This window comes from Bacteroidota bacterium (assembly GCA_016706255.1).
GTDB lineage: Bacteria > Bacteroidota > Bacteroidia > Chitinophagales > BACL12 > UBA7236.
Genome location: JADJJZ010000006.1, coordinates 1116023 through 1134409, shown reverse-complemented (window position 1 = coordinate 1134409; position 18387 = coordinate 1116023). Strand labels below are relative to the sequence as shown.

The following is an 18387-nucleotide window of genomic DNA, read 5'->3' as shown; positions in this document are numbered from 1 at the left end:
ATAGTAAAGTAAAATAATATTTTCAACAACAATTTTAGTGTAAAACAGATCTAACAAAACAATATCACATAAACTCTGAACAATCAATTGTTCTATTTGAAGCAATCTGTAATTTGCATCAAAATCTTGCGCAAGAAATTTATTATGAATATGATGATTCTGAAAGCAATACCAAAACGGTGTATAGTAACCAGCCAAAACAATCTATTTAATTAGAACCTGCGAAGCTAAATCTATTTAGAGTGCTAACGGAAGGCCAGTTTTCCTTAAAAGCAACCAAACTAAGGTGCGAATCCATTGGCCGATCGGACAGACCGGTTAGGTAATATGTCCTGAAGTTTTGCAAAAAAGGTTTACTTGAAAAGGGTAGGCTCGGAGAGTACCATAAACCATTCCTGCCAAGACTGCTGTGTTTGCTGGAAGTTTAGGTGGCAGAGCTGGCAGGGTTGGCATTTGGTTCTTGAATAAGCAAAGGGTAAACCTCACCCCGCAAAGTTGTTGATATTTTTTCCAAATCATTTTCCATTATGTCAATCTGCATTATACATAGTGTAATTCTGCCAAAGGCAGATTGTATTTGGTATTCATCTAAAAGATTTTTCTCATTGTTACTGCCTAAGAATTTCGGGTAGATGAGAAAAAGGGTTTTGCAATTACAGCGCAAGGCATAAGTAGAGAGCTGGTATAAATCATCTGTATTGATTGAAACATTTCCTTCCTTGTCAAAAGGATATTTGTATTTGGTATCAAGTATTGTGATTACATCATCACCGCATGTGATGGTGAAATCCGGTTCAAGCCAAAACACTTCTTTGCCTTTATGCAATGCCAAAGGGAGTTGCGGTTTGTGATAGTTGAACTTCAGTGCAACATCAGAAAAGGTTTGAAAAATTTTGGCAACAAAATTTTCAAACAACAAGTGAATGGGCACGAGAAAACTGAAAGTTTTCTCTTTGCCCTCACTCAGCCCTGGCTGAAAGTTGTGAAAGAAAAGTTTTGCCAAATTGAAAAGCGGTTCAAATTCTGTATTGAGACGGCCAAACTTTATTTTCTGAAAAACAATTGGATTAAGGTTTATTAAATCAACATCCTGCAAGTAAGTAAGCCCTGTTACCAATTTCTTTTTATTTTCACTCCCCTTCGTTTTACTGAGCAGTTGCAGAATCAACGATTTGAAAATCTGATTCAGTGGGTTGTTGATTGTATATTCATCAAACCGAACGAAGTGAAGGTGTTTGAGAATTGGATTTCTTCTGATGGTTTCTGAAAAAGAATTTTGCCTTTTATAAATTGCTGATTTTCTTCCTGCTGTTCGTATGTGCGAAAAATCTTTCTCCGAAATAAATCATCAAACTCATTGATGAAAATACTAATGAAAATTTCAAGCAAGTCTGTTTCTGTTGAGCTCTGTAATTGAGGAGAAAGCGTTTTGTGATTAAGAAAGCCACTCCAATAAAGCAGGCGATAAATAAAATCCAATGAGGATTTTATTTCTGTTTCTGAATGGCTTGCTAAATCTGTCTTTGCATAAATCTTTGGAAGTATCTGAACTCTTGTATTTCCTCTCTGAAAAAAACCTACATAATGCATGACCTGTAAAGTGCCATCTGATTGCAGTGAAAAAATCTTTTTTGCCAATGATGTCACGAAGCACATACAGGTTTTGCAAATGCTTTTCGTAATCAGGTAACTGATTCGGATAATCTTCAAATATGGTTATGACTTCGCTATTCAAAACTGTTTCTTACCTGATGTTAAGCAATGCCTGTTTGAAATCTGCCTCTGATTCTATCATTTTCACCTGCGATGTTTTCTTGTCAATGAAAGCATCAGTAATAATGCTGGAAATACTTTCTGCAGCGTTGTAGAAGTATTCCATTAGCAGAGGAATAATTTGGTAATACCAAATTATTTTGAAGTCCGAAATGCGGAATACATTCAGGAAATAGGAATGACCGAGGCGGTGGTCTCTGTCTACTTTTTCAGCAATTTTTGCATTCAACTTTTCAAATAAAACTGCCAAGTCCAAATCTGGATCTGCAAACTGATTTTCAATTTTGATGATGTCTGCATTGGGTTCAATTTCTTTGAACACAAATCTTCTGCGTAAAGCTGTGTCGAGTATGGCAATGCTTCTATCGGCTGTATTCATTGTGCCGATGATGTAAAGATTTGAGGGAAGCGAAAATTCTTTTTGCGAGTAAGGCAATCTGACTTTGATTTTATCTCTCTTGTCTTTCTCTACCAGTGTAATAAGTTCACCAAAGATTTTTGAAATATTCCCTCTGTTTATTTCATCAATGATTAAGAAGTAAGGCACTGCATGTTTTTGTTCCTTCGTCAGCTCAGGTTTATCGGTTTCAAGTAATTCTTTGATGTCAAGAAATTTAATGCTGCTCAACTCATACATTGTAACCTGACTTAAATTTTTTCCCGCATTGTATTTTCTGATGTCAATGGGTTTCGCGAAAACCTGCAACCATTCTACTTTTCTTCTGTGTGCATATTTTCCAACTAATTCTTTTCTCCATTCATAGTACTCATCAATCATTCCGATTGCACGAATAGAAGTTTTGCTTTCAAACACTAAAACCAAATCACCTTCCTGTGCTTCATTCACAAAGTTGTTGATGCTGTTTGCGTTGTTGATTGGTTTCGGTTCATCTGGTTTTTTATCTGCTGCAAGTTCTTTGTAGATTTTATCGTAATCCCATTTACTAATATCCTGACTATCGAACCAACCAATTGCAATTGATTTGTCTTCGATACAGGATTCATAAACCCAATCTTCTTTTCCTCTTTCCCAATGATATTTTCCAAATTCTGCTTGTGTCCTTTACCTTTCAAATTCATTCTTTGTGAGGTCTGTTGTTATCTGACTTCTTGCAGCGTTGTTCGCAATGTTGAGCAAGATGCCAGGTTGAACTTTGTATTTCAAATTTTCACCTTCTTCATTTTGCTTTTCATCCTGCGATTCTGTCGCAACTGGTCTTAACCCTTCAACAAATTCTTCATAAGAAAATGATTGGTGAAAAGTGACAAAATTTATTCTGCCTTCGCTTTGAATTTGTTTGAATGCTTTTACATCTTCGGTGCGGTCAAATTCAAAGGCCTCAATTATTTTTTGTGCAGAATAAGTTTTGCCTGTTCCTGTGGACCGTAAAGAATCAAGTTTGGTGAGAACTTTAGTAAATCAACAAACTCTTTGTATTCGTCAAATTCTTCTTTAGTAAGTTCAGCTTCATCTTCAATCAGTATTTCATCTTCTGATTCATCTTCTCCCTTCTTTCCTGATGCTGTTCTTTTCCTACCTACCAAAAGGTTATCGTATAAACCAATAGGGCTCGTAAGAGTGAAGAAACCATTCTTACCTATTTCATCAATTGCTGCATTGAGAAACTTTTCTTTTTTAATTGCCTGGTCTGTTACTGCAAAGTCAAGTAACTCTTTCAATGAGTATCTCTGGTCGGGCTTGTTTTTTTGCTCATAAAGTTTCAGAAGCAAATCATAAGTTTTCCATTTGCTTACTTCGTAAATCTGTATATCTTTTATTTTCAAACTCTCTTTGCTATCAATTAAAATTCTTATGTCGCCTTCTTTGTAGGATATTGATTGATAAGGATTCTCAAGAGCAATGTAGATGCTTCTCAAATCATTGAAATCAATTTGGTCTGCACTCGGACAATTTTTGCTGCAAGTGATTTCATAGAAACCAATTTTTTCCTTTGCAGTTGATTTTGAAAGTTTGTTTAGGATATTCAAGTCCAATTCAAAATGTTTATATCTTGCAAAAGTCGAAGCAATTGAAACAGGTTCTTTATATTCTTTGACTACTTCAAACCTTACTGAACCTTCTGAGTTGATTGCGTTGGGAGTATTTGAAAATTCTTTCACTCTCCACAATTTTGAAACTGATGTATTGTATATTGGAAAAACATAGTCGCCAGCTTTTACACCGCCATACCATGAACTGCTTTCCTTACCACCTGCATAAAAGTTTTCTTCAAACTGTTTGGCATATGTTTTACTGATTTTACCTAAATAAATTTTACTCATTGGTTGAATGGTTTTAATTTAATTATTTTTGTTGCTCCTTCTTGGTTACTGTGGCCTAAATATAAATATAAAGATTGGATACTGAAATTGAAGATAGAACGAATAAATATTTTGAGTGGGATGACTGTGCGGAAAAATAAATGCAGTGGCCCAGATTCTTTCGAATAATCTACTATTATTTGCTTAGATAGGTATGGACAATTATTTGAGATCAATGTTAGTTAAAACTAATTTAAAGTTAAAAAGCAAGCCCTCCAATTTGTATTATAATTAATTTAGAAATAAACGTTCAATTAGCCTGTAACCACCAATTAAGTATAGTAAATAAAAAAGTCCAAATCCAAGACCTACAAATAGAATTGGAGTTAAAATAAATTTGATTAAAATTGATAACCATTTAGGGTCATCAACACTAACCTCAAGTCTACCACCAGATATGTCATCAAATGTATTAAAAATAAACCATCCGCACATAAAGCAAGTAAATGCTATTATTGGTATCCCGATTATATAAGCTAAAATATTCATACGAATTTATTATTAAAATAAACTTATCTTATAATTCTTATGTCACTGGATATTTTTTTATCCGCGTGGGATGTTAAAATTTTCATCTTCTATTTCCTTTTGAAGAATTACATTTTCTGCACATAATACTGGCATTTTCAATCTCTGTTTTCCCGCCTTTACTATGAGGCTTAATATGGTCTATCGTAAAGTCAGTCCAAGTCAAAGGTTCACGACACTCTTTACACTTTCTTTCTTCTGTTGTGTTCCATATCAAACGTCTTTGTTCAGAACTAAATAGTCGTTTGGAATCTTTTTTATCAAAAATTGTTCTTAAAACACCATCTAGGATTTGTTTTCGTTTTCTTCTTTGCGAAATTTCATCAGTACTCTTTGAAACAGTTAAATGATAATCTCTATAAATTGTATCAGATTCGTTTGTCCCCTCAACTTTCTTTTGCTTGTCGCGAACCCTAATAACACCAGTGTCAAATTCAACAAGCATATCCCATGCAAGTTGGTTTCTTTTTTTATCCCCCAAAACTAAACCTTCAGATTGATATTGTGAAATTAAAAAGGCAAGAACATAAAAGTCAGATAATTTAATGAATCTTGTTTTATAAATTTCGGGAAACATCTTTTTTATAAGATTTAATGTTTGTTCTGTTTTTCCTTTTAGTTTTAATATTGCAGAGTTTGTCAACCCTTTACTCATAATTTTATCTAAAGCAATTTTTCTATTAATTAAATCCTCATTATGTATTGAGAGCATTATTTCACATATTAATTCAATATCTTTCATTCTTGAAATTTGCCCAATGCTAAATATTCCGTATTCTTTAAAATACGATTCATATTTTAATGCAATTTTAGTAGCTGTTCCTAAAAATGGATTATTCCAATTTCTTGCGTGTCTTTTCTCAGCAGATGTTAATGACTTACCTGTAGAATTAATTCTTACGAATAGGTCAATTATTTGTGAAATATCCCCATCAACCTCAATTGTGTAAAGTTCATAAGAATTAATTATTGATTGCTTTTCTATTTTCTTTAAATAATTCCAATCAATTACTGTTTTTAATTCTTCTATTTCATCCCCTTCTTTTGAATCTAAACTAAATTCACCTTTAACGGCAAATCTATCACCACGTATGACACCTATAAACTTGAAAATTGATTCTATCCTTTGTTTGCCGTCAATTACTGAATAAACAGGTTTGCCGTTTTCTTCCCACCTGTATAAAAATATTGCGGGTAATGGATAACCTCGCAAAACGCTTTCTACAAGTTTCTTTCTGTCATTTGTTGTCCAGACTGAATTCCTTTGAAAGTCTGGGTTTAAATCTAATCGTCCGTTTTCATATAAATCGACCAATGATGCAACGTGCATACTGCTCGGGCGATATGATAAGTTTTCTGTTTTCATATTCTTTTGTTAAAGTTTTATTTATTGCGATACTGTTCGTTCGGAGCGTTCTCAAAATATCTGATATCGGTTTGCTGCTCGGGGCAGGTGGCGATTCTAACCACAAATGTTGATGCGTAAAACCAAACTTTGATTAACCACAAATGTGTCTCCGGAGCAGTGAATCGCTACTTTTGTCAAACCGCATTAGCGCAAGGTTATTTTTGTCCTGATATAATAGGCACCTGTGTCGCACCGATTAATTTCCATTTTAGAATTGAACTACCTGCCGCGCATCACCCTTTAATGCCGTGTAAATATAGTCTTTGTCAAGCGGTTTGACTGATGTGAAAATTGTATAATTCATAGTTTCAAGAAGAGTATTTGTCTCCGATAAAAACTATTTCAATAATAAAGTCTTTGTATGTGCAAGTAGTAGATTTATTAAACACTTCACCCCTAACCTTAAGTAACCATTTGTTGTCACGGCCGCTAAAATATGCCGAGCCTGTCGGATTAATTACAACTAAGGAGTCAAGTGCTGATCGGCTTCCATTATTGCTTGCAAGAGGTGTCTGTTTGATAACATATGAACCAATGACAATTATTCCGATTACAGCAAGTATAATTACAGCCCATTTGAAAAGTTTTTTTCCGCTTTTGTCGGGAATTTTACTTTCAATTTCATTTACTATGTCCCTATTAAGAACATTCTTTGTTTTGTCAATTGTCTCTTTAAGTGGATTTAATTTAGTGAATGGTGGCGGACTGCTTGACGCAAATTCTTTTAGTTCGGGAATGTACTGAGCTTCGGTCCACGCTTGGATTCCGTCAAACCACACCATAGTCTTGTAGGTGACGCCTTTTTGTTTTAAATCTTCTAGGGAAAAAGGGCCCTCCTGTTCTTTTCCATTGTGCAGAAAATATTTTTTCATGTTGTCCGGTTTGATTTATTTACGAATTTACGAACTTACTTTAATAAACCAAATTTATTATAAGTAATTGATAATCAACACAACATTTTCACGTTTTAGGTTTTTAAAGACTATTGATATCACAATAAGAAACGGCTTATCGCATCAAGCTGATTAGCCGAAATGTTTGCAAATTGTTTGCAAATAAAAAAAGGGTTCCAGCTTTAAAATCGCTGAAACCCTTGTGTAACTAGTGGGAACACTTGGATTCGAACCAAGGACCCTCTGCTTGTAAGGCAGATGCTCTGAACCAACTGAGCTATGCTCCCAAAAACGAGAGTGCAAAGATAAAACGCTGTGTCCAATTTGCAAATTTTGTCCACAGAAATTATATATTTTTTTAATAAGATACGTTTACATTGAGTTGTAACTTTGAACGTGGAAGAGAACCAAAGCATCCAAAACCCCCAACCAAAGCCGAAATGGCGGAAAATACTGCGCGTGAGTCTCATCTCGCTGGGCATTACTGTGGGGGTGGTGCTGCTGGCTGCTGTGCTGGTGCCGATTTTGTTTGAGGACCAGATTAAAGGCCTTTTTATAAAGGAACTCAATAAGAGCCTCGCTACGGAGGTGACCCTCAGCGAAGACGATATACACCTGAGACTGCTCAAAAACTTTCCTGATGCCACTGTGGTGTTTAATAACGTGGGTATCCGTGAAAGTTTTACTGCGTCCAAGAAGAATTTCCTCGAAGCAGAGGAAATTAGCCTGGTTTTTAACGTTTGGGACATTTTTAAGGGAAATTACGATATCGAACATATTAAGGTGAAAAATGGGTTCTGTAAGCTCATTACCGACAAAAAAGGGAATATCAACTATAAATTCTGGAAGGACAGCACCGGTGAAAGTGCAACCGATTTTTCGATTAACCTGCAGCAGGTGGATTGCGAAAACGTGGATTTTCAGTATCTGGATTATAAATATCAGCAAAATGTGGAAATGCTGATCCACGACTGCGGTTTTACCGGCAATTTTTCTTCAGATAATTACCTCATGGAACTGGATGGCAATGTTTTATCGAAACGGATAAAAATTGGCGGAACGGCTTACCTTGTAAATAAAGAAGCGCATATTAATACCGGCATCAACGTAAATGTTCCGGATGATAATTATGCTTTTGAAGCCGGAAAAATTACCATCGATAAAAATACTTTTCTGATTGATGGCAATATTAATTTAAAGGATGAGGATTATTATGACCTCGCCATCAACGGCGATAAAATTAGTATGGAAGGCCTTATGTTATTGTTACCCGGCTCCATCGCCAATAACCTGAGCAAATATAAAAGTCGCGGGAAAATTGATTTCGCTTCCACCATTAAAGGCAATTATACTTCCACCAAAACACCTCAAATTACCATCACATTTGATGTAAACGGTGCGAGTATTGAACATGAAAAATTTGGTGGTAAACTGAGTAATATGCAGTTCAGCGGAAAATATTCCAACGGCGAAAAACACAATGCTGCTTCATCTTATATTTCGATACTAAATTTTGAAGCAGAACAAAATAATTTACCGGTAACCTTATCATTAAATTATAAAAATTTCAGTAATCCGAATATCGATTTGTTGTTAGATGGCAGTTTTCCTGCTTCACTTATTATTCCACTGGCAATGAGCAATGCATCTGATGTGGAAGGGACAATTGGTTTAAATGATATCAATATTAAAGGGAACATCAAAACGCTTTCTAGTCAGCTCAATACAAATAAACCGACAGGCACCATCACATTTAATGATGTCAGTTTTGTGGTGAACGATAATAAAATTTCCATCCCAACCGGTAAGGCGACTGTTATTAATAATGAAGTTAATTTGAACGGATTAAACATCGATTTTGCAGGCTCCGATTTAAAAGTTGATCTTACCATTAATAACTGGATTGAAAATGTTTTTCCTGCGGAATACAAACCGGCATTAAATATAAACGGTGATATCCGCTCCGATAAAATTGATTTGAATACACTCATTGCTATTTTCGATACAGAGGAAACCACGGCCAAAGCAGCGCCGGCTAAAAGTGATGTTGCTGTTACGAATACTGAAGCTTCTTCTTCGTATAATTTCAGTGGTGTTTTAAATTTAAGTTGTGGTGTATTTAATTATGATAAAGTAACTTTTAATAATATCACCGCTGCCATTAAATTAACACCGGGCTTTATTGTGGTAAACGATTTACAGGGAAATGCCATGAGTGGCAAATTTAATATCGATGTTACCTTCCGCGAATTGCCTGCGGGAGATATCATTATGCAAACCAGCGGTGTGCTCGAAAATATTGATGTGGCACAAATGTTTGATCAGTTTGAAAATTTTGATCAGAGCACCTTAACATCTAAAAATATTAAAGGTCGCATTACAGCTAATTTATACGAAATGAATATTCGCTGGGATAAAAATTTTGTGCTGGATGAACAATCCATTTATACCCTTTGTGATATGAAAATTGAAAACGGAGAATTAATTGATTACAAACCATTGGAATCATTGTCCGGTTTCGTGAAAATAAGTGAATTGCGTCATATTAAATTTTCTACTCTCGAAAATAAAATTGAAATTAAAGACCGTGTAATAACTTTACCGGTAATGCAAATTCAATCCTCAGCACTCGATATGTATATCAGTGGTAAACATACTTTTGATGATGTAATTGATTACCAGTTTAAACTCAGTCTGGCCGATATGATGGTCCGCAAATTTTTAGGTGGAAATAAACAAAAAGATAATTACGAAGAGGATACTGAAGGTGGGGTAAATGTGTTTATCAGCATGACCGGTACTGTTAATGATCCGATTATTAAATACAATAAAAAAGAAGCCAAACAAAAATTGCAAGATAGTGGATTAGAGCAGCAACGTTTTATCGATATCTTTAAAAAAGACCCTGAAGAGGAAATGTTTAAAACCAATACGCAACCGGAAAAACAGGAAACAAAATCGGAGGATGAAATTGAATTTATTGAGTTTGAAGATGAGGAACAGTAAATCCATTTAACCCCCGTTAACCCCTGATTCGCTGCTTTCCATAATTTTTACCATTTTTGTTCTCCTATAACCAATAGCTGCTTGAATATTTACGAAAGAAAATACCGTTGGAAAATTGTGCTGGTGCTTACTGCATTGGTTATTGTTGCGGCTACTCTCATTTATACCGATAATTTAGCCACCAAACTTGCTGCTGAGGAACGACAAAAAGTTACGCAAATTGCCAATGTATATCACTACATCGCAACCGCTACCGATATTACAGATTATGGTTTTTTTGTGGAATTAATTCAAGCAAATAAAACAGTCCCAATTATTTCAACCGATAACGATGGTAATATTGTTGCCTATTTAAATTTAGATACGGCAAAGGTGGCTACCGATACCGGTTACCTCCAACACCGTTTGGAAGAAATGAAAGATTTTGCTGAGCCAATTAAATTGGAAATCAGCTCGGGTATTTATCAATATGTATATTACAAACATTCTGTATTATATCAGCAGTTGTTATATTATCCTTATGTGCAATTATTAATTATTGCTGCATTTTTAATTGTCGCCTATACCCTGTTTAATACTGCACGTAAATCGGAACAAAACCGGGTTTGGGTTGGTATGGCAAAAGAAACTGCGCATCAGTTAGGAACACCAATTTCATCGCTCGTGGCGTGGGTGGAATATTTAGAGCAGTCGCCAGCCATGGAAGGCAAAGAAAATATTGTTGTCGAAATGGGGAAAGATGTCCAGCGATTAGAATTAATAGCAGACCGTTTTTCAAAAGTGGGTTCTCAGCCGGATTTAACTGAAAAAAATCTGATTACAGAATTGGATTATTCCATAGATTATATCAAACGCCGCTCATCAAAAAAAGTGACTTTCGATTTTCAATATCCTGCACCCGATATGCCGGTAAAAATGAATGTGATTTTATTTAATTGGGTGATTGAAAATTTATTGAAGAATGCATTGGATGCGATTGATGGAATTGGGGATATTATTATTAAGGTGGAGCAGGATGATAAGTTTGTGATGATTGATGTGACGGATAGTGGAAAAGGAATTCCACGTTCCAAACAAAAAACAGTTTTCGAACCCGGTTACAGCACGAAAAAAAGAGGCTGGGGATTGGGATTGACGCTCGCAAAGCGGATTACGGAGAGTTATCATAAAGGGAAAATATTTGTGAAACAAAGCGCGCCAGGGAAGGGAACTACCTTTCGCATCATGTTACCAAAATCGTAATCGGTGTTGCTCGCTAATGTTTTTTTTCTCGCAAATGTTTTTTCTCGCTTGTGTATTTTTCTCGCAAAGCGCGCGAAGGGCAAAGGGCGCTAAGGTTGTTTGTTTGGTGGATGTGTTTTTTTTGTGATATGTGGTTTTCTTGCAGGTGTTTTTTTCTCGCTATTGTTTTTTTCTCGCTAAGCGCGCGAAGGGCAAAGGGCGCTAAGGGTTTTGTTGGGTGGATGTGTTGTTTGGGATATGTTTTTTCTTGTAAATGTTTTTTTCTTGTATTTTTTCCCGCTAAGGGCGCTAAGGGATTTATAGGTTTAAACAATTAATTGTTTAAACAAGATGAGTGGATGAGTGGATGATTTTTTTTCTTAATTGTTATTTAAAAAATGTTCAATAAAAAAATAATAATTACCAACCCAACTCAAAATTCTCCGTGAACTCTGCGGGCTGTTTCTTTGAGGACTCTGTGGTTTCGGCTGTTTATAAAATTGAAATATAAGCTCCGAATTAAAATCTTACTATAATTATGAAGTTCTATTTTTACTTCGTCTCGGGTCAATATTGATTGACTCCAACGAGAGCTCCGAATTAAAATCTTACTATAATTATGAAGTTCTATTTTTACTTCGTCTCGGGTCAATATTGATTGACCCCAACGAGAGCTCCGAATGAAATGCCGACTCAAATCCGGCTGTTCCATTAGCACATCAGCACATTATAAAGTAGTCCCGCTCATTTCGAGAATTTTAAAAAACTGAAACTCATTAACCGGTGAAACAGACAATCTGCTAATTCTTACTAAAGGCATATCTTCGAGAGCAGCGTCTTTTTTTATTTCTTTTAATGAAATTTCTTTTTTTAATTTTTTAACTGCAGCAACATCAACTGCAACCCATTCACCTTCAGTAGCGGTTGGGTCGGGATAGGCGGTTTTGGTAACTTTTGCGATGCCTACAACGGCACTTACTTTTCCGCTGTGATAAAAAAAACATAAATCGCCTTTTTGCATCGCTCGCAAATGAATTCTCGCCGCATAATTCCGAACGCCCGTCCATGCATCCGATTTCAATTTCACTAAATCATCCCAAGAAAATGTTTCCGGTTCCGATTTTATCAGCCAATAATTAATTGCCATAGTTTCACGATTATCACACAAATTTAAGAGGAATTAGCAAATTAGCTAATTAGCAGATTAGCTAATGGGCGGCTGCGCCGCTGGGATGCGATGCGAATGAATTGGCATTCATTTGCAGGGTGAAAAATGAAAATTAATTAGGTAATCGTTGTTGGTAATATTTTACCCCAAGGGGTGCTCCGAATTAAAATCTTACTCTAATTCTGAAGTTCTTTTTGTACTTCATCTCGGGTCAATATTGATTGACCCCAACGGGAGCTCCGAATTAAATGCAGGTCTAAATTCTGAAGTTCTATTATACTTCATCTCGGGTCAATATTGATTGACCCCAACGGAGCTAGGAATTAAGTGCTTGCTCAAATTCGGCTGTTCAATTGGTACATTGGTACATCGGTACATTGGTACATAAAAAAAGCCCCACCGAAGTGAGGCTTTTTTAGCAAAACAAAATTATGCTTCGTTATCTTCCGCAGTTTCTTCTGTAGCATCAGAAACGTCTTCAGATTTTTCTTCAACTTTTTTAGAAGTTTTAGCAGAACCTTTAGAATCTTTTTCCATTTGCTCTTTCAGTTGAGAAAGTACGTCGAGTTCACCTAATGTTGTTTTTTCAACATTTTTCTGAACTTTAGTTAACTGGCTTTTCGATTTTTTATCATCACGCTGACGAGTTTTCACTTGTTCACGTTTTTCTTCATCTGTATTATCTTTTACAAATTTAGAATGTGATACAAGGATACGTTTATCGTTGCGATCGAATTCGATTACTTTAAATGAAAGCATTTCTTCTGCATGTGCAGTAGTGCCATCAGCTTTTTCAAGATGTTTGTTAGGCGCATAACCTTCTAAACCATAAGGTAAAGAAACAACTGCACCTTTTTCATCTTTACGGATGATGGTACCTTCATGTATAGAACCGATTGGGAATACATTTTCGAAAGTATCCCATGGATCTTCTTCAATTTGTTTGTGACCTAATGAAATTTTTCTGTTGTCTTCATCAATTTCGAGAATAACAACATCTAAACGTTCACCAATTTTCACAAATTCTGAAGGGTGATTTAAACGTTTGATCCAGCTTAAGTCACTAATGTGAACCATACCACCAACGTTTTCATCAAGCTCAACAAACACACCGTAATTGGTAATGTTTTTAACGAGACCTGAATGTTTGCTGTTGATAGGATATTTATCTTTAGCGCTCTTCCAAGGATCTTCAGATAATTGTTTAATCGATAACGACATTTTGCGTTCTTCGCGATCAAGTGTAACCACTTTAGCTTCAAATTCCTGATTAACAGTAAAGTATTCTTTGCTGTTAATTGGCTGATTGCTCCAAGTGATTTCTGATACGTGAATTAAACCTTCAACACCAGGCATAATTTCGAGGAATGCACCGTAATCTTCAATATTTACGATTTTACCTTTAACTACGCTGCCAACCTGGATAGCTGCATCAAGAACTTCCCAAGGATGTGGTGTAAGTTGTTTGAGACCGAGTGATATACGTTTTTTGTTATCATCGAAATCAAGTACAACCACGTTTAATTTCTGGTTCATATTCAACACCTCGTTCGGATGGTTGATACGTCCCCATGAAATATCAGTGATATACAATAAACCATCAACACCACCTAAATCGATAAATGCACCGAAGTCTGTAATGTTTTTAATAGTTCCTTCCAATACCTGACCTTTTTCCAATTTACCGATAATTTCCTGACGTTGAGTTTCGATATCGCTTTCAATAAGTGCTTTATGCGATACAACGGCATTTTTAATGGTTTCGTTGATTTTAACAACTTTGAATTCCATTTTCTTACCAACGTAACCATCATAATCAGTAATTGGTTTAACGTCGATTTGAGAACCCGGTAAAAATGTTTCAATACCAAATACTTCAACAATAAGACCACCTTTGGTTTTGCTGATGATATTTCCGGTAACGATAATTTCATTTTTATAAGCATCAACAATGTGTTCCCAGGCCTTCATCATTTTTGCGCTCTTACGGCTCAAATTCAGCTGACCTTTGCCATCTTCTTTGCTTACAACGTACACTTCCACTTCCATGCCTACTTTCAGGTCTTCCAAATCGCGGAATTCAGTTTTAGAAACTAAACCATCGCTTTTGTAACCCACGTTTAAAATCACGTCGGTGTCGGTTAACCCTACAATTGTAGCATTGATAATTTCGTTGTCGTTTAATGTTTTGAACGTGCCTTCGTAGGTAAGTTCTAACTTGTCGCTCTCGTCTTTAGAGTAGGTAATTTTGTTGCGTTTGTCAACGTTCCAATCAAAATCATCATGTTTAGCGAGAACAGTTACAGGGGCTTTTTTTTCAGTTTCAACTACTGTTTCAGTTGATTCTGTAGTTTCGGAGTTTACAGGCTCCAGATTTTCTTGGTTATCCAAGGTTTTGTTTTTTAGTAAAAGTGAATAATACTGCGGGTTTGAACCCGCCCCGGCAATCCGTCATTCAACGGCAGAGCAAAGGGGAGGCAAAGATACGGGATTTTTGATATTTTATAAGGCTTTTAAAGGAAAAGTGGCGTTTTTATTGGGTAGAAGGCATTTTGAGGCCATTTTTCACTGGAATGCTACTATTCACAGGTCGTGCCGATTGCACAAGTATGTTGGTTTTTTTGTATATTTATTGGCCCAAAACAAACCTTATGCAACGCAAATTCCTCCTCTACGTTATTTTTTTGATTGGCACTTCAGTTATCGGAAACGCACAAAGCAATTTTAATTGGGGACCTGAAGTAGGATTTTCATTTTGTGGGTTAAAACAAACAACTTCTGAAACGCGCATTTTTGACGTTACCACTACTTCATATATCCCTGGCAAATCAGTACTTTTTGGTTTTACTTCACAACTGGATATTAAAAAACATTTTAATATTAATGTTGGTTTGCGGTACTTAAGTACGAGTGAAAAACTTGAATGGATACGCACCGGAAGAATGTTCGTATCTGATGATGAAATGGCTAATTATGTTACAACAAATACGACTGAACAATTATATCAAAAAATATCCCTTCCGTTGTCATTTGGATTTCAATTTCATATTGGAAATATCGCTACTAATCTTTTTGTTGGATATAATCAGAATTATATTTTAAATGGAAGTTATATTGAAACTTCCATCACAGATAGCCAAGTAGATGCATACGATTTTCAAAATACAACAAGTCAAAATCCTTTAACCGTAGGCTACCCTGTTAATCACTTTAACAGTCAGATAAATACCGGCATTTCGTTTACTTACAAAAATAGTATTGTGCTAAAAGCAGATGCCAATTTTGGTGGGTATCTTTCTTTTGCAGAACCTTCGCCCTATTACTTTTGCTCAATATCCTTCGGAGGCATGAAAAACACCGATTATACGCTAAGTGTGAGTTATTTATTTTAAATAGCTATGCGCGTTAATCTGTAATTAAAAAAACAAATTATCACGGATTTATATAAACACGCACATACTCTTCTCCCCCATCCTGTTTTACAACAAAAATATAAGTGATATCATCTACGTGTTTGTACTGATAAATCTGATATCCATCCTGATCTTTTACATAATACTTTTTTATCTCTTTCATAAAATCAGTAAAAATGGAAGTGTTATTTGTGCCCAACTGATAAATTAATTCATATTCGGTTTTCTTTTTGGTAGTAAAACAATATCCATCAGCGGTTCCTGTTTTGTTTTCGATGGTATACTGAATACCTAAATCTCCAAAATCATCACGCACATCTGAAATTAATTTCATGTTGCGTTCCCAGTCCACCAGATTAATATTTAACATGGTAATCAGGTTGGTAATCGATACATCCGGATAAACACTTCCTGAAGGTGTTGTATGACGTGATACACGTTGTGCAGAAAGATTACCTACGCTGCTCAAAATGAGCAACATAACTATGAATGTGTGCATTTTCATACATCAAAGATAAAAATAGCTGTAGAAAAGTGAAAATTGATACATATTAATATTATTTAAATATACATCTAATTGAATATAAAGCTTTTATCTGAAAAAAACTTACATTTGATCGAATGGTCGACTGGCATCATCATATGCAGTCTGATTCGTTTTTGTTCGTAATCCCTTAATCCATAAACAGGCAAGTAACGGTGAAACAAAACCAAATATCCCCCAACCGACAACATTACGATTTAATAACCGGGCTCTACTTGTACAATAATTAGCCGCTAAAACTCTGATGATTAATAAAAAAATTACTCCTATCTCCGACATAATTTTATTTCAATTTTGCTTCAACTAATTTTAATACAAAGGTAAATTGTTCTTCGGGTGTCAGGTTGGTATTATCAATTAAAATGGCATCTTTCGCCTGCATTAAGGGACTATCGGTTCTTGTTGTTTCTTCTTTATCGCGTTTAATTAAATTATCGCGGATATCTTGTTCACTTACCGGTATATCATTTGATTGTAATTCCAATAACCTTCGTTGCACACGGGTATCCATATCGGCAGTGACAAATAATTTTAATTCGGCGTGTGGAAATACTACTGTTCCGATATCTCTTCCATCCATAACAATACCTTTTTCTTTACCGATTTCCTGTTGCTGTTGCACTAAAAATTTACGTATAGCACTAACGGCTGCAACTTCACTAACCTTATTGGAAACCTGCATCGAACGAATAGCGTCTTCTACATCATCACCATTTAAAAATGTAATTATTTTACCATCTTCGTTGCGCTGAAATGCAATTGAAATATTATTTAAAGCTTCATCTAAAGCAGCAGCATCTAACCAGTTAATATTATTTTCCAGCAGATATAATGTAACTGCGCGGTACATGGCGCCGGTATCTAAAAACAAATAATGTAAATGAGCTGCCAGTTGCTTTGCAAGCGTGCTTTTACCGCATGCTGCATACCCGTCAATGGCAATCAATATTTTTTTCACAGGGCTAAATTAAACATTCTGAAGTAAATATTACTCCTAATACCATCTACCCAAAAAAATTATAGAATGTTATATCAAATACAAAATGTCTACTTAAAAAACTGATTGAGATTCGCGGCAATTGTAATATGATGACTACCTCCGGCGAGTGAATAAAATTCATGACCGTAGTCGATGCTGTATTTGTTGATTTTAATTCCGAAACCCATCGAAAATCCGGTAAGTCCGCGACGTGTTTCCACCGACATTTCTTTTCTGGTCATATGGTCGTAACCAATTCGTGCCATTACACTTTTGCCAAAATAAAATTCACCTGCAATATTGAGATGTTGTGCAATTTTATCAACCGTGTAATTTTTATTTTCTGCAGTAGAATCAGCACCAAAAATATTTACTGCCTGTGCTGCATTTGGATCGTCGTATCTAATATCAAATGTTTGTAAATCATGCAAGGTAAAACTTAATTGCAACGGTAAATGTCGCAACCGTTTTGAAATACCAAAATCAATTTCAAAGGGCAATTCTTCGTAATTACTATTTACAAATGGTTTTATTTCTGTACCAATATTGCGGAATACCAATCCCATGGTGAGCAGATGGCTGGTATCAATATAAACTGCACCTAAATCAGCAGCAATTCCAAACGAACTATATGATTCCAGGTTACTATATAATAATTTCATATTGGCACCGTAACGCAGTTTTCCCGTTCCGTAACCAATACCCAAATTAGCAGCATATTCTTTCGCTTTAAAACTGCCAATTCTGTCGCCATTTACATCAGTAAGTGCAAAAACGCCGTAAGAGCGATACAATATGCCTCCACCCAGTGTCGCATTCCATTTATCAAGGTGTTTTCCGAAGGAAGCATAAGAGTTACTGATTCCTGAAGGCAAAAATGCCTGGCTCGCACTCAATTGTCCGTCCATTTTAGCATTTAACAAAGCCGGATTCTGGAAGCCGAAATTCACATCCTGATCGAAAGTGGTAATGTTTAGGCCGCTTAAGCCACTGATACGCGCCGAAGGTGGTAAATTGAGATAAGCATAAGTATAACTTCCTCCGAACTGCCCGAAAACATTGGATAAGGAGCAGGTTAACAACACAAAATAAAAAAAGCGCATCAGCATCAGGTTGGTTCCTTAACGAAAAA

Annotated in this window: 16 protein-coding genes and 1 tRNA gene; 3 read left to right on the top strand and 14 right to left on the bottom strand. The window is 35.7% G+C overall.

The features are described 5' to 3' along the window. Nucleotides 1-424: 424 nt before the first annotated feature. From IPI65_13555 to IPI65_13520, 8 genes are all read right to left on the bottom strand, one after another. The gene (locus IPI65_13555) at nucleotides 425-1291 is read right to left on the bottom strand and encodes a hypothetical protein (protein MBK7442539.1); all 867 of its coding nucleotides are present in this window, start codon (nucleotides 1289-1291) and stop codon (nucleotides 425-427) included. Then, nucleotides 1186-1638: a hypothetical protein gene (locus IPI65_13550; GenBank protein MBK7442538.1), complete on the bottom strand. Its 453-nt coding sequence runs from the start codon at nucleotides 1636-1638 to the stop codon at nucleotides 1186-1188. The genes IPI65_13555 and IPI65_13550 overlap by 106 nt, the downstream gene beginning before the upstream one ends. A 106-nt stretch (nucleotides 1639-1744) precedes the next feature. Then, entirely contained in the window at nucleotides 1745-2551 is an 807-nt protein-coding gene (locus IPI65_13545) for an AAA family ATPase (GenBank protein ID MBK7442537.1), read from the bottom strand. Nucleotides 2552-3117: 566 nt separating this feature from the next. Then, nucleotides 3118-4056: a hypothetical protein gene (locus tag IPI65_13540; GenBank protein MBK7442536.1), complete on the bottom strand. Its 939-nt coding sequence runs from the start codon at nucleotides 4054-4056 to the stop codon at nucleotides 3118-3120. A 270-nt stretch (nucleotides 4057-4326) separates the two neighbouring features. Further along, nucleotides 4327-4584 (bottom strand): hypothetical protein, encoded by a 258-nt coding sequence (locus IPI65_13535; GenBank protein ID MBK7442535.1) that lies wholly within the window; start codon nucleotides 4582-4584, stop codon nucleotides 4327-4329. Between the two features lie 82 nt (nucleotides 4585-4666). Further along, nucleotides 4667-5989, bottom strand: coding sequence for a DUF262 domain-containing protein (locus IPI65_13530; protein MBK7442534.1), 1323 nt, complete (start codon nucleotides 5987-5989; stop codon nucleotides 4667-4669). Between the two features lie 350 nt (nucleotides 5990-6339). After that, nucleotides 6340-6903 (bottom strand): DUF4339 domain-containing protein, encoded by a 564-nt coding sequence (locus IPI65_13525; protein MBK7442533.1) that lies wholly within the window; start codon nucleotides 6901-6903, stop codon nucleotides 6340-6342. Between the two features lie 233 nt (nucleotides 6904-7136). Next, nucleotides 7137-7211 (bottom strand) — tRNA-Val (locus IPI65_13520). A gap of 172 nt (nucleotides 7212-7383) precedes the next feature. Here IPI65_13520 and IPI65_13515 point away from each other — a divergent pair. Then, the gene (locus tag IPI65_13515) at nucleotides 7384-9930 is read left to right on the top strand and encodes a hypothetical protein (protein ID MBK7442532.1); all 2547 of its coding nucleotides are present in this window, start codon (nucleotides 7384-7386) and stop codon (nucleotides 9928-9930) included. Between the two features lie 81 nt (nucleotides 9931-10011). Next, nucleotides 10012-11172 (top strand): HAMP domain-containing histidine kinase, encoded by a 1161-nt coding sequence (locus IPI65_13510; protein ID MBK7442531.1) that lies wholly within the window; start codon nucleotides 10012-10014, stop codon nucleotides 11170-11172. Nucleotides 11173-11185: 13 nt separating this feature from the next. Here IPI65_13510 and IPI65_13505 read toward each other — a convergent pair whose 3' ends face one another. The 3 genes from IPI65_13505 to rpsA form a co-directional block, all read right to left on the bottom strand. After that, nucleotides 11186-11485 carry a hypothetical protein gene (locus IPI65_13505; GenBank protein ID MBK7442530.1) on the bottom strand — a complete coding sequence of 100 codons (300 nt, stop codon included), beginning with the start codon at nucleotides 11483-11485 and terminating at the stop codon, nucleotides 11186-11188. Nucleotides 11486-11878: 393 nt separating this feature from the next. Next, nucleotides 11879-12292 carry an EVE domain-containing protein gene (locus tag IPI65_13500; protein MBK7442529.1) on the bottom strand — a complete coding sequence of 138 codons (414 nt, stop codon included), beginning with the start codon at nucleotides 12290-12292 and terminating at the stop codon, nucleotides 11879-11881. Between the two features lie 456 nt (nucleotides 12293-12748). Continuing rightward, nucleotides 12749-14710 (bottom strand): 30S ribosomal protein S1, encoded by a 1962-nt coding sequence (rpsA, locus tag IPI65_13495; GenBank protein MBK7442528.1) that lies wholly within the window; start codon nucleotides 14708-14710, stop codon nucleotides 12749-12751. A 260-nt stretch (nucleotides 14711-14970) separates the two neighbouring features. On the opposite strand from rpsA, the gene IPI65_13490 reads away from it, so the two are divergent. Beyond that, nucleotides 14971-15711, top strand: a complete 741-nt coding sequence (locus tag IPI65_13490; protein ID MBK7442527.1) for an outer membrane beta-barrel protein — start codon at nucleotides 14971-14973, stop codon at nucleotides 15709-15711. Nucleotides 15712-15751: 40 nt separating this feature from the next. Here IPI65_13490 and IPI65_13485 read toward each other — a convergent pair whose 3' ends face one another. From IPI65_13485 to porQ, 3 genes are all read right to left on the bottom strand, one after another. After that, the gene (locus tag IPI65_13485) at nucleotides 15752-16237 is read right to left on the bottom strand and encodes a hypothetical protein (protein ID MBK7442526.1); all 486 of its coding nucleotides are present in this window, start codon (nucleotides 16235-16237) and stop codon (nucleotides 15752-15754) included. A 322-nt stretch (nucleotides 16238-16559) separates the two neighbouring features. Next, nucleotides 16560-17234, bottom strand: a complete 675-nt coding sequence (locus IPI65_13480) for a (d)CMP kinase (GenBank protein ID MBK7442525.1) — start codon at nucleotides 17232-17234, stop codon at nucleotides 16560-16562. Nucleotides 17235-17323: 89 nt separating this feature from the next. Then, on the bottom strand, nucleotides 17324-18358 hold the full coding sequence (gene porQ, locus IPI65_13475) for a type IX secretion system protein PorQ (protein MBK7442524.1): 1035 nt from the start codon (nucleotides 18356-18358) through the stop codon (nucleotides 17324-17326). Between the last annotated feature and the right edge of the window lie 29 nt (nucleotides 18359-18387).